Source organism: Mucilaginibacter sabulilitoris (assembly GCF_034262375.1).
GTDB lineage: Bacteria > Bacteroidota > Bacteroidia > Sphingobacteriales > Sphingobacteriaceae > Mucilaginibacter > Mucilaginibacter sabulilitoris.
In genome coordinates this window covers 7,445,057-7,462,454 of sequence record NZ_CP139558.1, presented here as the reverse complement: position 1 = coordinate 7,462,454, position 17,398 = coordinate 7,445,057, and the positions used below count along the sequence as shown (strand labels likewise).

At 44.4% G+C, this 17,398-nt stretch carries 8 protein-coding genes; 7 read left to right on the top strand and 1 reads right to left on the bottom strand.

The window, feature by feature from the left end:
• The first annotated feature begins 163 nt into the window (after positions 1-163).
• The 6 genes from SNE25_RS31385 (at position 164) to SNE25_RS31360 (ending at position 13,866) form a co-directional block, all read left to right on the top strand.
• On the top strand, positions 164-2,749 hold the full coding sequence (locus tag SNE25_RS31385; protein ID WP_321562955.1) for a Kelch repeat-containing protein: 2,586 nt from the start codon (positions 164-166) through the stop codon (positions 2,747-2,749).
• Between the two features lie 450 nt (positions 2,750-3,199).
• Positions 3,200-6,373, top strand: a complete 3,174-nt coding sequence (locus SNE25_RS31380; RefSeq protein WP_321562954.1) for a SusC/RagA family TonB-linked outer membrane protein — start codon at positions 3,200-3,202, stop codon at positions 6,371-6,373.
• 14 nt (positions 6,374-6,387) lie between these two features.
• Entirely contained in the window at positions 6,388-8,313 is a 1,926-nt protein-coding gene (locus SNE25_RS31375; RefSeq protein ID WP_321562953.1) for a RagB/SusD family nutrient uptake outer membrane protein, read from the top strand.
• An 11-nt stretch (positions 8,314-8,324) separates the two neighbouring features.
• Complete coding sequence (locus tag SNE25_RS31370) at positions 8,325-9,080, top strand: DUF3823 domain-containing protein (RefSeq protein ID WP_321562952.1); 756 nt, start codon at positions 8,325-8,327, stop codon at positions 9,078-9,080.
• A 91-nt stretch (positions 9,081-9,171) separates the two neighbouring features.
• Entirely contained in the window at positions 9,172-11,352 is a 2,181-nt protein-coding gene (locus SNE25_RS31365; protein ID WP_321562951.1) for a hypothetical protein, read from the top strand.
• Positions 11,353-11,589: 237 nt separating this feature from the next.
• Positions 11,590-13,866, top strand: coding sequence for a GH92 family glycosyl hydrolase (locus SNE25_RS31360; RefSeq protein ID WP_321562950.1), 2,277 nt, complete (start codon positions 11,590-11,592; stop codon positions 13,864-13,866).
• Positions 13,867-14,108: 242 nt separating this feature from the next.
• On the opposite strand, the gene SNE25_RS31355 is transcribed toward SNE25_RS31360, so the two are convergent.
• Positions 14,109-15,428 carry an amino acid permease gene (locus SNE25_RS31355; protein WP_321562949.1) on the bottom strand — a complete coding sequence of 440 codons (1,320 nt, stop codon included), beginning with the start codon at positions 15,426-15,428 and terminating at the stop codon, positions 14,109-14,111.
• Positions 15,429-15,645: 217 nt separating this feature from the next.
• Between SNE25_RS31355 and SNE25_RS31350 the strand changes: the two genes are divergently transcribed.
• On the top strand, positions 15,646-17,394 hold the full coding sequence (locus SNE25_RS31350) for a c-type cytochrome (RefSeq protein ID WP_321562948.1): 1,749 nt from the start codon (positions 15,646-15,648) through the stop codon (positions 17,392-17,394).
• The last annotated feature ends 4 nt before the right edge of the window (positions 17,395-17,398 follow it).

Sequence of the window (17,398 nt, the reverse complement as noted above, 5' to 3'; positions counted from 1 at the left end):
GCAGCAAATTAAGGATGGAGCACGATTTAACCAGGAAACCTGTAACTAAAAACCAGGCTCAGGCAAATTCTTTAGCCAGCTGTTACTTAAAAAAAGTATATTTTAGCAATGTTATTTAAACTGCCGGTCCCCTGGTTGGTTTTTCTGTAAACTTACACCCGCAATGATAAAAAATGGAAGAATTTTATTGCTGAATTTAAAGGTATATAAGATTGTATTGCTTTTTATTATGCTGCCCGCGCTTACAGTTAAAGCCCAGGGGCTCATGTTTAACTCCAACGACAGCCTTATGAGCGAACGGACTTCCTATACGGTATTCAGTTCGGATGTCCCAACGTTTTATGATCACCTACTGATGAGTTTTGATTTGTCGTTATGGGACAATGAACATCTTGGTTATGTGTTTAATATTATTGATGGGAAGAATAACTCTTATAGCTTAACCTACATTTATAATTACAACGGCTCGCCCACACTGAACTTTAATATTGACAGTAAAAGCAATAAGATCAAGATACCGCTTAGTTTGTCGCAGCTGAACAAGCGGAACTGGATAAACATAAAAGTTGATATTGACCTTAAAGCCAATACGGTTGGTTTTTTTGTAAATGGTAAATGGTACAAGGCTCGTGATTTTGGGTTTGATGCTAAAATAAAACCCATTATTACTTTTGGCAAAAACCCGCATTACTCTGACGTGCCCAAAATGGCGGTTAAAAATTTAACTGTTGGCGATGGCTACAAAACCTACCACTTTGCCCTTAATGAATGGGCGGGCAGCGCTGTGCATGATAATAGTACCCGCGAAGTACGCGGACATGTAGATAACCCGGTTTGGCTTATCAACGGATCTTACTTTTGGGAAAAAAGAGCGGCATTTAGCTTTAACCAGGTAGCGGGAGTTAATTATAACCCAAACAATCAGACAGTGTTCATATTTAAAAGCGATACGTTATTGCTTTATGATATGAAGACAGGTAATACATCGGCGAAAGCCTTTCAAAACACCGTACCTGTACCATTGCTGTTGGGTAAAAGCATTGTGAATACCCGGGAGAATAAATGCTATGCGTATGAAGTACTACGGGCCTCGAAACCATCACCCTGTATTGCATCGTTTGATCTGAATACGTTAAAATGGGATGTAATTGGGAATGCCAATATTAAAGAACAAAGGCACCATCACAATATATTTTATGACAAAGATCAGCTTGATTTTTATCTTTTTGGGGGATATGGATCATTTGCTTATCATAATGACTTTTTCAGGTATAACAGGCAGGCCGATAACTGGGATAAAGTCGCATTTACCGGCGACAGGATATCTCCCCGGTTCTTTTCGGCGAGCAGCCAGGCCAATGATCACAATGAGGTGTATATATTTGGCGGGTATGGTAACCAGTCGGGCAACCAGATAGTAGGGGGCAAGCATTTTTATGATCTGTACCGGGTAAACCTTACCAACCATACCGTAAAAAAATGCTGGGAAATAAAACCCAATGAGGAGGACTTTGTACCCACCAATAACCTGATCATTTCTAAAGACGGAAAGCACTTTTACGCATTGTGCTACCCGCATGAAAGGCCGAAGACTCAATTGCGTTTATATAAGTTTTCTATCAAAGACGGCTCATACCAGGTAGTGAGCGGCAAAATCCCGGTTACATCCGAGCGTATAGAGAGCGATATCAACCTGTTTTTCAACCCTAAGCAGGAGGAGTTTTTTTGCACCATTCAGGAATTTACAAATCCGTCCAACTCCACCATCAGGATACTGGCACTGGAGTTTCCGCCGGTGAGCCAGCAAGAGTATGAACAAGCCCAAAAGGCGGTTACACCAGCACGTGCCGTTAATAAATATTTGGTATGGGGAGTAGTGGCGTCCTTACTTTCGGCAGGTGTGCTCATTTTTGTTTTCAGAAGAAAATTCCGTGGGCCCGAACAGCAACCTGCCGAAGAAGATGCGTCTGCTGTACCTGTTATGGTGAAGGAAGATGAGAAAAAAGCGAATGCCATATATCTGCTGGGCGAGTTTACTGTGTACGATAAAAACAGCCGCGATATTACTTACCTGTTTAGTCCTAAAATAAAGCAATTGTTTATCCTGATATTGCTTAACAGCAAGGATGAGAGTGGCGTGGTGTCCAAAAAAATATCGGCTGTTTTATGGCCAGATAAGGATGTCGCGAAAACTAAGAACATTAAGGGGGTTACCATTAACCACCTGCGCAACATTATTGCCGATATAGATGGTATTGAGCTTGCCTTTTTAAATGATACCTACAGTTTTAAGATAGCCGACAATGTTTTTTGTGATTATTTTATTGTAACCGATGATATTAAGCAAATAGGCGGTATCTCTGATAAACCGGCCGATGTTTCTATATTAACCCACTTTGACCTTATTGCCCGGGGCGGTTTGCTGCAGTATATCTCCGAAAACTGGCTCGATGATATTAAGCTGGTGTATGAAGAGGCGCTGATGCCGATAATATTACCTGAAGTTAAAAAGGTATATGAAAGCGGCGATTTCCGGAAAGCGCTTGATATATCGCGTGTTGTTTTAAATATCGACCCGTTTAATGATGTGGCTATAAAGTATAAGCTCAAAGCCCTGAGGCGCATAAAGGGTATTGAGTATGCCCGCAAAACTTATGACGAGTTTACAGCCGAGTACGAAAAGTCTCTGGGTATTGAATATGCCGTTCCGTTTGATAAGATCTGCTCAAATAAAACAGATCAGCGTTAAGTGTCCTTATTCCCTATAATGTAATTGATATTCCTTTTTGCAGAGTGTCCACATTTTGAAAGTGCGAACGCCCACAAGCGGGTGCGAACACGCCCGCTATACTTCGACAAGCTCAGCATGACAGCCCCCTTTGGCAACGTCATTTCCCCCTCAGAGCCCTCAGATTAACAACTCAGCATGACAGCCAACCATTTTTGTTTACTACCATCCTTCGTTCTCCACCGTCAGTAGATAAGCTTTGGGTGAAAGCAGCCAAACAGGGTTAATTAGCTATGGTTAATGAAATTTTAACTGTATTAATCCATTTATTAACCCATCTTTTAATACCACCCGCTCTATAATTGTTGCGCCAAATGGGGCGTAGGTTGTAGCAAGAGGTTTAACCAGCCTCCTTAATTATAACACTCATTTGGGCAAATTATTATAAACCATTTTTTAATCATTTTATTTATGAACGAAATTTTTACCAATTATGGTGGGTGCCATGGTACCCATTATGCGGCAAAAATTAAGGGGCTGATACGGCAAGGTGTCATGGCCCTTTTGTTTTTGCTGGTATGCACTTCGGCTATTGCACAGGGCAGTAACCGTACCGGTGTGGTTAATGACGAAAAGGGACAACCACTGCCCGGCGTAAGTGTAAAAATCAAAAACACCACCATCGGCACCGTGACCGATGTTAACGGAAAATTTACTCTTAATGCAGAGAGCGGCCAAACCCTTGCGTTCAGCTTTCTGGGTTATACGCCGCAGGAGGTAGCCGTTGGTAACCAAACAAGCTTCAAGATATCGCTTGTGCCCAACGCAACCAACATGAATGAGGTGGTGGTAGTAGGTTATGGTACGCAAAAAAAGGCAACCGTTACCGGTTCAATTGCCTCAGTTACCAACAGCGAAATTGTAACCACCAAAAACGAGAACGTGCTGAACATGCTAACGGGTAAAGTTGCGGGTGTACGTATTACCCAAAACACATCTGAGCCTGGCTCTTTCAGCAATACTTTCGATATCCGTGGTTTTGGTAACCCGCTGGTGGTTATTGATGGTGTACCCCGTGATAACATTTCGCGCCTTGACCCTAATGATATTGAAAGTATATCTGTACTGAAGGATGCGTCAGCGGCCATTTATGGTGTACGTGCAGCTAATGGTGTGGTTATCGTAACAACTAAAAAAGGTAAAAAAGGCTCAGTAGAATTGAATTACTCTGGCACCTACGGCTGGCAAATACCATCGTACATGCCAAAACCTGTTGGCGCGCTTGATTACATGACCCTGGTTAACGAGCAATTGCTGCATAACGTAAACGGTGGACAGGTAAAATATACCGATGCCGATTTTGAAGCTTACAGAAACGGCACAAAAAAGAGTACCGACTGGTATGCCCCGGTTTTTGCTAACAGCGCCCCGCAACAACAGCATAACCTAAATGCCATTGGCGGTACTGAAAACACCAGCTATTTTGTGAGTATGGGTATTACAGATCAGGACGGTTTTTTTAAAAGCGGCGACCTGAACTACAAAAAATATAACCTGCGTACAAACATCAGCACCAAAGTAAATAAAAACCTTACTGTGGAGGCTAACCTGAGCGGAACGCTGGAAGACAAGAACCAGCCTTACCAGGATGCCTGGTGGATCATCCGCTCGTTCTGGCGCCAGGTGCCAACTCAAAGCATCTACGCCAATAATAACCCGGCTTACCTGAACAATGGCGAGGTTGACGGCTCAAACCCGGTGGCCATGTCAGATGCCGATATTAATGGTTATAAACTTATTGCCAACAAATGGCTGCAATCTTCGGTATCGGCAACGTATAACGTGCCATTTGTACAAGGATTAAGCGCCAAAGGTTTGTACAATTATGACTACTACATGTCGAGCAATAAATTATACCAACGGTCATATAACCAGTATAATTATGATGCCAACTCCAATACCTATAGCGCTATAGCCAATCAAACTCCAGGCTCAATAACCAGGCAGTTTTATGAAAAACCAACCAGCCTAATGCAGCTGTCGTTAAACTATAACAGGGCTTTCAAGGGCGGGCATAATGTTACCGCTTTGGCCCTTTATGAAGAAGGTGAGCAAAAAGGAGATAACTTTAATGCGCAACGCCAGCTATCATTACCGGTTGACCAATTGGGAGCGGGTAATGCGCTTAACCAAACAGCTACCGTAGATGACGACTGGCCTTATGATTATGTAACCAAGTCGTTCGTTGGTCGTGTTAATTACGATTACAAATCAAAATACCTGTTTGAGTTTAGTTTCAGGGATGACGCCAGTTCCCGAAACTCTCCATCTAAAAGATGGGGCTTTTTCCCTGGCGCTTCAGCAGGATGGAGGATATCGCAGGAAGGTTTCTGGAAAAATTCATCGGCACTTTCCTTTATTGACGATTTGAAACTCCGGTTATCTTATGCCAAACTCGGCGATGATGCCGGGCTAAGTGCTTACCAGTACCTAAGCGGTTATACTTATCCAGCTAATGGTGATAACAACCAAACCCCTCCGGGTTCGGTGTTTGACGGCACCTTTGTTAACGGCGCGCAAAACCGTGGTATTCCAAATCCTGATATATTCTGGTATGTGGCCAAAACATACAATGCCGGTATTGACCTTGCAGCATGGAATGGATTACTGGGCGTAACCGTAGATGTTTTCAGACGCGACAGGAGCGGTTTGCTTGATACCAGGGCTGATAACTTGCCGGGTGTGGTAGGAGCAGGTTTACCACAAGAAAACCTGAACAGCGACCAAACTCAGGGTTTTGATATTGAGCTGAACCACCGCAACCATATAGGTAGCTTTAATTATTTTGTTAAGGGCACTTTTGGATACACCCGTACCAAATGGATCAGCAAAGTACATTCTGTGTACGGTAACTCACAGGATAACTGGCACGGTAACAACGATAACCGTTACAGCGATATTTTTTGGGGATACGGGGCCGACGGGCAGTTCCAGAATTACCAGCAGATCTTGAACAGTCCGCAGTTTGTATCACGTAACGCGGTTGTAGGCGATTATATTTTGCAGGACTGGAACGGCGACGGGGTGATTAATGATCAGGATGTACACCCTATTTCAAAAAACGTAAGTAATAATAACTATTCTAACCCGACAACAACTTTTGGTTTAACGCTTGGCGGTTCATACAAAGGGTTTGATATCAACACCGTATGGCAGGGTGCCGCAGGTATCAGCGTATCATATATTGAGCAGCTTAACATTCCGCTATGGGGTGGTGGCAGCGCGCTGGACATGTTCCTGGACAGGTACCACCCTACTGATCCTAAAGCCGATCCTTATGATCCTAACACCGTTTGGACACCTGGTAATTTCGCGCTTACCGGTTCAACAGCCAATACCAACTCGCTTTCAAACATTCACAGCGCAGCTTATGTAAGGCTAAAATCAGCCGAACTGGGTTATACCCTGCCTGATGGAATTGCGAAAAGATTAGGCATTAAAGGCGCAAGGATCTTCGCAAACGGTTATAATATTTTAACCATTACAGGTTTAAAATATCTTGATCCTGAGCATCCATCAGCCAACTACGGTTATTTATATCCATTGGATAAAATATATTCTATTGGTGTAAATGTTAAACTATAATAATACTACAGATCATGAAAAAATACACATATATCATATTAGCTACTTTACTTTGCTGGACAACGGCATGTAAAAAGCTGGATACGCTGCCGCCAAATATTGTTAATGATAACGATGTTTTCTCGAACGCAGCGGGTATACAGGCCTATATGGCCCGTATGTACAGTACACTGCCTATTGAGGATTTCAGATATTCACCGCAACGGGGTTTAAACTTTTTTTGGATCATTAGTCCGTTCAGCGCCGTAAGCGGCGAGGCTTTAAGCCGCGATCAGAATAATGCCATGCAGGAAAGCCTGACCTTTGATAACAGACCTACAACCTGGTCGCTTTGTTATGGGCTTATCAGGGATGCTAACTATTTTGCAGAAACATTGCCTAAATACGCGTCTAACTTTACACCGGCACAGATTAACGCCTGGTTGGGCGAAGCTCGCTTTATGCGTGCCGCCAGCTATTTTGCTTTGGTAAAACGCTACGGTGGTGTGCCCCTTGTTGATAAAGTACTACAATATCCGCAGCAAAGCATTGATGAGCTGAAAATTCCGCGTACATCTGAAGAAAAGATTTATGACTTTATTGGTACCGATCTTGACTATGCTTATACGAATTTGCCCGAAACTAACCAGGTTGGTCGTGCCAACAAATACGTAGCGGCAGGTTTTAAATCAAGGGCTATGCTTTATGCCGGTTCAATTGCCAAATACAATAACATTAGCTTTGTTGATGGCAATGGTAACAGGCTTTGCGGTATTCCGGCCGCCAAAGCGGTTACTTATTTTAAAGCCGCTTATGATGCTGCCGTATTGCTTGAAAGCAAATACAGCCTGTATAAAAAAACATGGGCTGCAGGTGATAAAACCGCGCAATATCAAAACTATGTTAACCTGTTTTTTGATGCTACAAGCCCAGAGAATGTATTTGTGCGTCAGTACCACTACCCTGAGTCGGTACATGGTTATGATGCTTACAACGTACCACGCCAGCTGATGGGAGCCAACGGTTATTCTTCTGAAGTTAACCCTACATTAAACTTTGTGGAGATGTTTGACGGGATCCCTAAAAATGCCGATGGTACCATTAAAACTACAACAGGTGGTAAATATGATCTGTATACCAACACTATGGATCTGTTTGCCAATGCCGAGCCACGCTTAAGGGCAACCGTAATTTTACCGGGCGATGTGTTTAAAGGCATAAGTGTTGAAATACGCCGTGGTATTTATACCGGTAGTTCAGCAGGTGGCATCAGCCCGCTTTTACCGGCCGGTTCAACCGCGCATTACCCTACCGATAACATTGTGCAATCGGCAAATGCAAGCCAAACGCCTCATAAATTGCCAAACGGCTCAACTATGAACCCTGCCGGCTTAAGCGGTTATTTCACCGGCGATGGTACCTGCTCTGTATCTGGTTTCTCTATCCGTAAAAACCTGGTACCAGATAAGCCAACATCCGAAGTACTGGAAAACCGCTCTGATCAAACCTGGATTGAGATGCGTTATGCTGAGATTTTGCTTAACCGCGCCGAAGCTGCCTATGAATTAAATTCATTGGGCCAGAATGACAAAAACTATATCCAAGACGCATTTACCGATATTAACCTGGTCAGGGAAAGGGCTGGCGCTACTATGCTTGCCGGTACATCCGATCTGAATAATATCAACGTAATACGCACCGAACGGAAAAAAGAGCTTGGTTTTGAAAACAAAACCTGGTGGGATATGAGAAGATGGAGGGTTGCTGATAAAGAACAAAACAGCACCATTTACCGCACGCTGATGCCATTTTATTCAGCAAATGATGGTAAGTACTTTTTTGATGCCCGTTTAGATGAGCGTAACTCACGCTATACTTTCGATGTTCGCTGGTACTACGAGCAAATCCCGCAGGGTGAGATACAGAAGAGTCAGAATTTAATTCAAAATCCGGGTTATTAATTTTAAGAGAGATGAAAAAACTATTTTATAGTATAGCATTATGTGTATTGGTTGCCGCGGGCAGCTCATGCAAAAAGGTTGATAATTACACCGCGCCAAACGTAACACTAAAAGGCGTGGTGAAAGATGCATCCACAGGCGAGAATATACAAACCGAACAGGGATCGGGTACCAGGATCAAATTGATGGAAATAAGCTGGAGCAGCACTCCAACTCCGTATTATGTTTCCTCCTACCAGGATGGTACCTTTACCAATACCAAACTGTTTGCAGGTAAAGATGTAATATCGGCCGAAGGTCCTTTTGTACCACTGGTTCAGGTTGACGATGCGGGTAAAACCATTGTTGACAAAAGCCAGACCGTTGATCTGAAAGATGTGACCACCGTTAACTTTTCGGTTGAACCATTTTTAAGGATACAGTGGATAGGCGAACCGGTTATTAATGCCGATGGAACCATCACCGCTAAATTTAAATTTACACGCGGTACCAGTGACCCTAACTTCCAGCTAAATATTACTGATGCGGCCTTGTTTGTAAATTCAAACAAATATGTAGGCAACAATAATTATGATAACCGTTATACGCCAAAAGCTAATTATGATGGTACTGCAGGCAATGACCTGGTTGGCCAAACTATTACGCTTACCACAACCGGTGGTGCGTTGCCGGGCAAAAGGAGTTACTTTTTACGTGTAGGCGCAAGGGTAGCATACGGCCTTAACTATTATAACTACACCGACGTTAAAACAGTAAACGTACCTTAGAAAATTAATATACCTGTGTGCAGAGGGCCGTCATGGTCAGCTGCACACCTGGTTTAAATAATACATCGCCTAAAAACACAATTATATACGAATGAAAAACATTTTATTTTCCTGTTGCCTGGCAGCAATATCATTAACTGGATATGCCCAAACCGGCAAACCGGCAAAGCTGCCCGAAAAAACCGCATTCCAAACCAGCAGTCCCTGGATCCCGGAGATTGACGTACGATCGGACATTGCCATAGTTTACGGCGCCAATGACCGCCCGGGGTTAACCTTCGAGCAACGCGTGCAATCATGGCGCGACCACGGATACCAGGTAAACTTCATGACCGGTATTGCCTGGGGCGATTACAAAGATTACTTTTTGGGTAAATGGGATGGCATAAACCACCTGGGCGTAGGTCAGGTGACCATGAAAGGCGATACCATTTTTCACGGCAGAGACATGCCTTATGTAGTGCCCGATAAATCGTTTATCGAGTACATGAAAACCGCGGTTGTAAAAAAAGTGATCAATGCGGGTATTACTACCATCTTTTTAGAAGAGCCTGAATTTTGGGCGCGTGCAGGTTACAGCGCTGGCTTTAAAGCGCAATGGCAAAAATATTACGGCTTCCCCTGGAAACCGCAGGATGCTTCGGCAGAGAATACTTACCTGTCGAGCAAGTTAAAATACCACCTGTATTACGAAACCATTAAAGAAGTATCCAACTATGCCAAAGCCTATGGCAAAAGCAAGGGTTTGGATATTAAGGTTTTTATAGCAACGCACTCACTGGTAAACTATTCGTCATGGCAAATTGTGAGTCCTGAGGCCAGTCTGGCTTCGTTACCCGGTATTGATGGTTACATAGCCCAGGTATGGACAGGCACTTCACGTGAACCTACATTTTTTAACGGCCAAAGGAAAGAGCGCGTATTTGAAAACGCTTTCCTTGAATATGGGTCTGTAGTTTCCATGACTGCCCCAACCGGTCGTAAGGTATTTTTCCTGACCGACCCGATTGAAGACTGGCCCCGCGACTGGAGCGACTATAAACGCAATTACCAGGCTACCTTCACCGCCAAATTATTATACCCAATGGTTGCCGATTATGAGGTAATGCCATGGCCCGAGCGTATCTATACCCATCCATATAAGGTAGCCAATAGCGATACCAAGGTATTGATACCGCAATACTACTCTACCCAGATGCAGATCATGGTAAATGCCCTGAACAGCATGCCGGTATCGGCCAACAAGGTATCGGGAGAAAACGGAGTAGGCGTATTAATGAGCAATACGCTGATGTTCCAGCGCTTCCCTACGCATAATGGATTTGAAGATCCTCAATTCTCCAATTTTTACGGACAAACCCTGCCTTTGTTAAAACGCGGCGTTCCTGTACAAACCGTACACATGGAAAACCTGGAATATGCAGCATCATTAAAAAATATAAAAGTACTGGTGGTAAGCTACTCCAACATGAAGCCAGTATCGGCAGCGGTGCACACCTATTTGACCAACTGGGTAAAACAGGGAGGCATATTGGTTTATTGCGGTCGCGATGATGATCCGTACCAATCGGTAATGGAATGGTGGAACACCAAGGGCAATAAATTCACTGCCCCGTCGCAGCATCTGTTTAAACTGCTTGGCATCAACCCAACCGGCGACGATCAGAAATTTAAGGTAGGCAAAGGCGCTGTTTATGTGTTAAGACAAAACCCTAAAGAATATGTATTGGAAGCTGATAAGGACAGTAGTTATATCAGCACCGTAAAACAAGCTTATGAAAAGGATGCCAAAGCTGGCGAGTTAACATTCAAGAACAGCCTGTACCTGGAGCGCGGTCCTTATGACGTGGTTTCGGTGATGGACGAGAATGCCGACAGTAAGCCATACACTATCAAAGGCCCGGTTATCGACCTGTTCGATCCGCAACTACCTGTGCTTGCTGAAAAAGTAGTAAACCCCGGTGAGCAATCATTATTATATGTAGTGAACCGTGTTCCTAACAAAAAACAACCGCAGGTACTTACTTCGGCATCAAGGATATATGATGAGCATGCGCAAAACGGCAGCTATTCGTTTGTGGCGAAGAGCCCTGCAAAAACACTGAACAGTGTGCGTGTGCTATTACCTGGGCAACCGAAGGAAACCAAGGTGACTGACAGCACAGGCCAAACAGTAAGCGACTTGAAAACATCATGGGATGCATCGTCAAATACGCTGTACCTGGGTTTTGCTAATAGCCCCGATGGTATAAAGGTTGATCTGAAATGGTAAGCCGTATAAAAGAAGCACCCTTGTGCAATTAAAATTAGTAATGATCTGTGCCTGTTCCGGCTGCACAGATCGTTATTTTTTATTGTACGACGTGTATAATAAACACATTAAATAGCGTTCTGAAAATTGATTGTAAAAATAATTGGTATAAGTATAAAATCTGACATACAGCCTGTATATTGCATCGTTGATGAAACGTTTTAGCAGCGTTCAGAAAAAGCACACAAATAAGTAATAATGAAAAAAGTATTTCTTTGGGCATTTGCCTTTTTACCGTTAATCGCATCGGCCCAGGTTGAAAAAACCACCAGCCCTGTTGATTATATTAACCCGCTGATGGGCACGTCATCAAAACCTGCCCTTTCAAATGGTAACACTTACCCGGCCGTGGCACTGCCCTGGGGCATGAACTTCTGGACGCCGCAAACCGGCAAAATGGGCAACGGCTGGCAATATACTTATGAGGCCGATAAATTAGTGGGCTTTAAACAAACCCACCAGCCTTCGCCCTGGATGAATGATTATGGCATGTTTTCCATATTTCCAGAAACAGGCAGCCTTAAACTGAACGAGCTTCAGCGCGGCAGCTGGTTTTCGCATAAAGCCGAGATCGCCAAACCTTATTATTACAGCGTTTACCTGGCCGATTATGATGTAACTACCGAAATTACGCCAACCGAACGTGCGGCCAGTTTCAGGTTTACTTTCCCGCAAAGCGACAGCTCACATATTGTGATAGATGCTTTCAACAAGGGATCATACGTGAAAATAATTCCGGGCGAGCAAAAGATCATTGGCTACAGCACCCGTAATAGTGGCGCGGTACCTGCCAATTTTAAAAACTATTTTGTTATTTATGTTGATAAGCCTTTTGAACTGGCATCGGCCTGGCACGACTGGAAAACCGATGGTTCACTGGAATATACCGGCGACCATGCCGGGGCGGTTATCAGCTTTAAAACCAAAAAAGGCGAGCAGGTACACCTGCGTGTAGCTTCGTCATTCATCAGCACAGAACAAGCCGAGCTTAATTTAAAGCGCGAACTGGCTAATGACAATTTTGATGTGGTTTGCCAAAAGGCAAAAGATACCTGGAACAAAACGCTGAGCCGTTTAAACCCCGAAGGCGGTACTATTGACCAAACCCGCACTTTTTACTCCAGTCTTTACCGTATGCTTTTCTTCCCCAACAGAATGTATGAGGTTGACGCTAACGGACAGAATGTACATTACAGCCCTATTAATGGTAAAACAATGCCGGGCTACTACTTTGCGGGTACTGGTTTCTGGGATACTTTTCGGGCGCTGTACCCTTTCCTAAACCTGGTTTATCCATCTATGAACAAAGAGATGCAGGAAGGCCTGATCAATTCATACAAAGAGGGTGGCTGGCTGCCTGAATGGTCGAGCCCGGGTTATGCCGATTGTATGATAGGTAATAACTCTGCATCGGTAGTGTCCGAAGCATATCTGAAAGGTCTGCGTGGTTATGATATTAACTTATTGTATGAAGCACTGAAACATGGTGCCAACAACGAGGGGCCAAACGCTACCGGTCGTCGCGGGGTACAATATTATAATACACTGGGTTATGTACCTTATGATGTTAAGATCAACGAAAATGCTGCCCGTACACTGGAATATGCTTATGACGATTTTGCTATATACCAGTTAGGTAAAGCGCTTGGTAAGCCCAAAAAAGAAATTGAAGTTTATAAAAAACGCAGCCAGAACTACCGTAACCTGTTCGATCCGCAAACCAAACTGATGCGCGGTAAAAACAAGGACGGATCATTTGAAACACCTTTTAATCCATTCAAATGGGGTGATGCCTTTACCGAAGGTAACAGCTGGCACTATAGCTGGAGCGTATTCCATGATATTCAGGGTTTGATAAACCTGGTTGGCGGCAAGCCGCAGTTTGTAGCCAAACTTGATTCTGTATTTACGATGCCGCCGGTTTTTGACGACAGCTATTATGGCACCGTGATTCACGAGATCCGCGAAATGCAGATAGCCAACATGGGGCAGTATGCGCATGGTAACCAGCCAATTCAGCACATGATATACCTGTATAATTATGCCGGCGAACCCTGGAAAACACAATACTGGGCACGTGAAGCCATGAACAAATTATACAAAGCCACTCCGGATGGTTATTGTGGTGATGAAGATAACGGACAGACATCGGCCTGGTATATATTTTCGGCCATGGGCTTTTACCCGGTAACCCCGGCCAGCGATCAGTATGTATTGGGCGCGCCCCTGTTTAAAAAGTTAACTGTTAACCTGGAGAACGGTAAAACCATAGTAATCAACGCGCCAAACAACAGTGCCGACAATAAATATGTGAACAGCCTGACAGTTGACGGTAAAGCATACGATTTTAACTGGCTTAGTCACAAAGCATTGCTGAACGGCGGTGAGCTGAATTTTGATATGTCGGCCACGCCAAACAAACAACGCGGCACCAGCCCTGCTGATGTTCCTTATTCTATGTCGAACGAGAAATAGAAGAGGTTAATACCACGCGTCATTGCGAGGTACGAAGCAATCTCTATGCTGTACAGAGTAAAAAGAAGCCCGTAAAGTTTAAACTTTACGGGCTTCTTGATTTAAAAATCATGTCATTGCGAGCGCAGCAATCTCATCATGCAGGTTGCATAGGCAAAGTTTGTTACTTATCTTGTGAGATCGCCACGCTGCGCTCGCAATGACATAGTTTTCCTTTGCACCCATAAGACCCAGCAACCCGCTTACTCCGCTTCGCTATTCTTCTTATAAGCCAGCCAAACATAAAACGGGATACCGCCCATCAGCAGTAAAAAACCGTAGTACACGGCTTCCTTACCCGTGCCGGCGATGGTCCATAAGGCATAGCCAAATGCTAAAATTGCCAGTGTAACCGCGCCGGTTAAACCGTTTACCTGTTTCTGCTTTACCCTGATAATGAGATAAGCCGCAGCCGACAAGAGATAGGGGATAAGTATGGATAATAAAGACAACAACAGCAGAAACTTAAACTGCTCTACCAGGCCTTTGGTATAATTCATGCTCATGAACAGGGATACCATAACGCTGCTCACCAAAATACCTACATAGGGCACTCCTTTTTTATTTTGCCGGGCAAATGCCGCCGGGAATAATTTATCGTTGGCAATGGCAAAGGGCATCTGGCCCTGTAATAATGTCCAGCCGTTTAGGGAACCAAACGCGGCAATAGCTATACCGGCGCTCACCCAATAGCGCGCACTGCTGCCATATATTACCACGGCGGCATCGGCAAAGGGGGTAACCGAGCGCTGCAGCGAAGCGGCCGGGATAATGCCCATCACGCTAAAACTGCTTAAAACATATACCAGCGTTGCTATCAATAAGCCCAGCAAAGTAGCGCGCGGAATGGTTTTTTCCGGATCGGCCACGCTGCCTGCGGGCACCGTGGCGCTCTCAATGCCAATAAAGGCAAACATGGTCATGGTAGCAGTAGCTGTTAAGGCTGCATACACAGACGTTCCGCTTCCGTTAAAAGGTGTAAAGTTTTTAACCTGTATAAAAAATAAGCCACCTATAGCTACCAGCACCAGCGGGGTTATTTTTAATATGGTAGTAATGAGCTGTACTTTACCCCCGGTAACCACCCCACGTGTATTAATATAGGTAAGCAGCCATATGGTACACAAACCTGTAGCTATAGCCGTAACAGCGCTTGACGCCAGTACCGGAAAAAATGTGCTCAGTGCGCTTACAAACGAAATAGTAATAGCTGCATTAGCGCATGAAACCGCCAGATAGTATCCCCAGGCTACCAGGAAACCGGCAAAATCGCCAAGGCCGCTACGGGTATAGGCGTAGGGGCCACCGGTTGCGTGTGGCAGCAATTTGCTCAGGTTACTGAAAACTTTTGCCAGAAAATAAGAACCTATTGCCGAAAACACCCAGCCCAGCAAACCAATGCTGCCAAAAGATGCCATTGCCGCAGGCATTAAAAATACCCCGGCGCCAATCATGTTACCAACCACAAGGGAGGTGCTTGTCCATAAGCCTAATTTGTTTTTTTCTGGGGATGGTGCGGGCATAACATGGAGTAATTTTTACAGGAAAGATAGAATATTTATAGGATAAGCACATTAAAACAAAATTAAACGGGGGTTTAAGTTGCCGGATAAAAGCTTGCAAAATTTACCAGGGTACAATTTCTGGTAAAAATAAGAGTCTTTATTTAAACATTTAAGGCGTAAAATCCTTTATAGCAGGATATATCGTTGCTCAAAAACATCATCTTTTAAGATTGTAATGAAAAAATACACCCCTATATTTCTGATAGCTGTTGCCGCCCTTTTTATTATTGGTTTTACAATTCCCCCAAAAAAACACCCGCTCCCGGTAGCTGACAAAAACAACGGCGGGTTATTTCTGCCCGGCAATTTCAGGGCCGTAGCAGTGGTTGATAGCTTGGAGGGGCGTGCCCGTCACCTGGCGGTTAACAGCAATGGCGATGTTTATGTAAAGCTGCGGTTTCCGGATTCTACAGGGGGTAATGTCGCCTTGCGCGATACCAATCACGATGGCAAGGCCGATATTATAAAAAAGTTTGCCGACTACGAGGATAAAGGAAGTTATGGCACAGGCATGCGTGTACATAAAGGATATCTGTATTTCAGTTCGGAGGTTAACGTTTATCGCACCAAACTAAATCCTAAAACGCTGGTTCCGGACGGGCCGCTGGAGCTGATCCTGCATGATACAAACTCACCCCATGAACATGATGCCAAACCGCTTGCTTTTGACAATAAGGGCCATATGTATGTGGCTTTCGGCGCCCCTTCAAATGCTTGCCAGGTGCAAAACCGGGTACCTGGTTCTATGGGTGTTAAAGGTTGTCCGCTGCTTAAAAATTATGGAGGTATATGGCAGTTTGATGAGGCAAAACCAAATCAGCAGCAAAAAGATGGTATACGTTACGCCACCGGCTTGCGTAGTGTGGTAGCTATGGACTGGAACACTGCCGACAGTTGTTTATACGTTGTGGCGCACGGACGCGACGATCTGCGGCTGCAGTTTCCTAAAAAATTCAGCGGGTGGCAAAGTGCCATACTACCTGCCGAAGAATTTATAAAGGTGAAGCAGGGTACAGATGTAGGCTGGCCCTATTATTATTATGACCCTTTTAAAAAGAAGAAATTGTTAAATCCCGAATATGGCGGCGACGGTAAAAAAGTTGGGAATGGCGCAAAGTATGCGCAGCCCATTATGGCTTTCCAAGCGCATTGGGCGCCTAATGATCTGCTTTTTTATACCGGTAACCAGTTCCCGGAACGGTATAAAAATGGCGCCTTCATAGCCTTTCACGGGTCCACTAACCGTTCACCTTATCCGCAGGCTGGCTTTTTTGTTTGTTTTGTGCCTTTTAAAAATGGCGTACCCACCGGCAAGTGGGAAATTTTTGCCGACGGCTTTGCCGGCCGCAATACAGTAGTAAGTGTAAGTGATGCCGTTTACCGGCCCATGGGGCTTTCCATGGGTCCCGATGGTTCGTTATATATAAGCGAAACAGAAAAAGGGAAGGTATGGCGGATATTTTACCAGGGCGACAGAACCAAATTTACCGCTGCCCAGTTGTCCAAAATGGAATTAAGGAAAAAACTGCCCGGCTTTAAAATACCAGATGTAATGCGCAATAACCTCATGAGCGGTATGCTGGGCAGCGGTGCAAAGTTATATGCTACCTATTGCGCTAACTGCCATCAAAAAAATGGTAAAGGCGACGGTAACCTCTTTCCGCCGCTAAGCGGCTCGGAGTGGGTTACGGGCGGTAAATACATGGAAAAGGACCTGGCCATAAGAGTTATACTTAATGGCCTTGAAGGTCCGGTTAAGGTGAAAAATAAACCCTATAATAGTGTAATGCCCAAACATAATTTCCTGAGCGATGATCAAATTGCCAAAGTGCTTACCTATATCCGCAACAATTTCGGAAATAACAGTAGTTTGGTTACGGCGTCAGAAGTGAAAAAGGTCCGTGCGGAATCAGGGGGGAAATAGCTTT

Bases quoted from the DNA above. Each gene is read 5' to 3' on its own strand.
- SNE25_RS31385 (WP_321562955.1), top strand. From the start codon at position 164: ATGATAAAAAATGGAAGAATTTTATTGCTGAATTTAAAGGTATATAAG.
- SNE25_RS31375 (WP_321562953.1), top strand. From the start codon at position 6,388: ATGAAAAAATACACATATATCATATTAGCTACTTTACTTTGCTGGACA.
- SNE25_RS31365 (WP_321562951.1), top strand. From the start codon at position 9,172: ATGAAAAACATTTTATTTTCCTGTTGCCTGGCAGCAATATCATTAACT.
- SNE25_RS31360 (WP_321562950.1), top strand. From the start codon at position 11,590: ATGAAAAAAGTATTTCTTTGGGCATTTGCCTTTTTACCGTTAATCGCA.
- SNE25_RS31350 (WP_321562948.1), top strand. From the start codon at position 15,646: ATGAAAAAATACACCCCTATATTTCTGATAGCTGTTGCCGCCCTTTTT.
- SNE25_RS31355 (WP_321562949.1), bottom strand. From the start codon at position 15,428: ATGCCCGCACCATCCCCAGAAAAAAACAAATTAGGCTTATGGACAAGC.
- SNE25_RS31380 (WP_321562954.1), top strand. From the start codon at position 3,200: ATGAACGAAATTTTTACCAATTATGGTGGGTGCCATGGTACCCATTAT.
- SNE25_RS31370 (WP_321562952.1), top strand. From the start codon at position 8,325: ATGAAAAAACTATTTTATAGTATAGCATTATGTGTATTGGTTGCCGCG.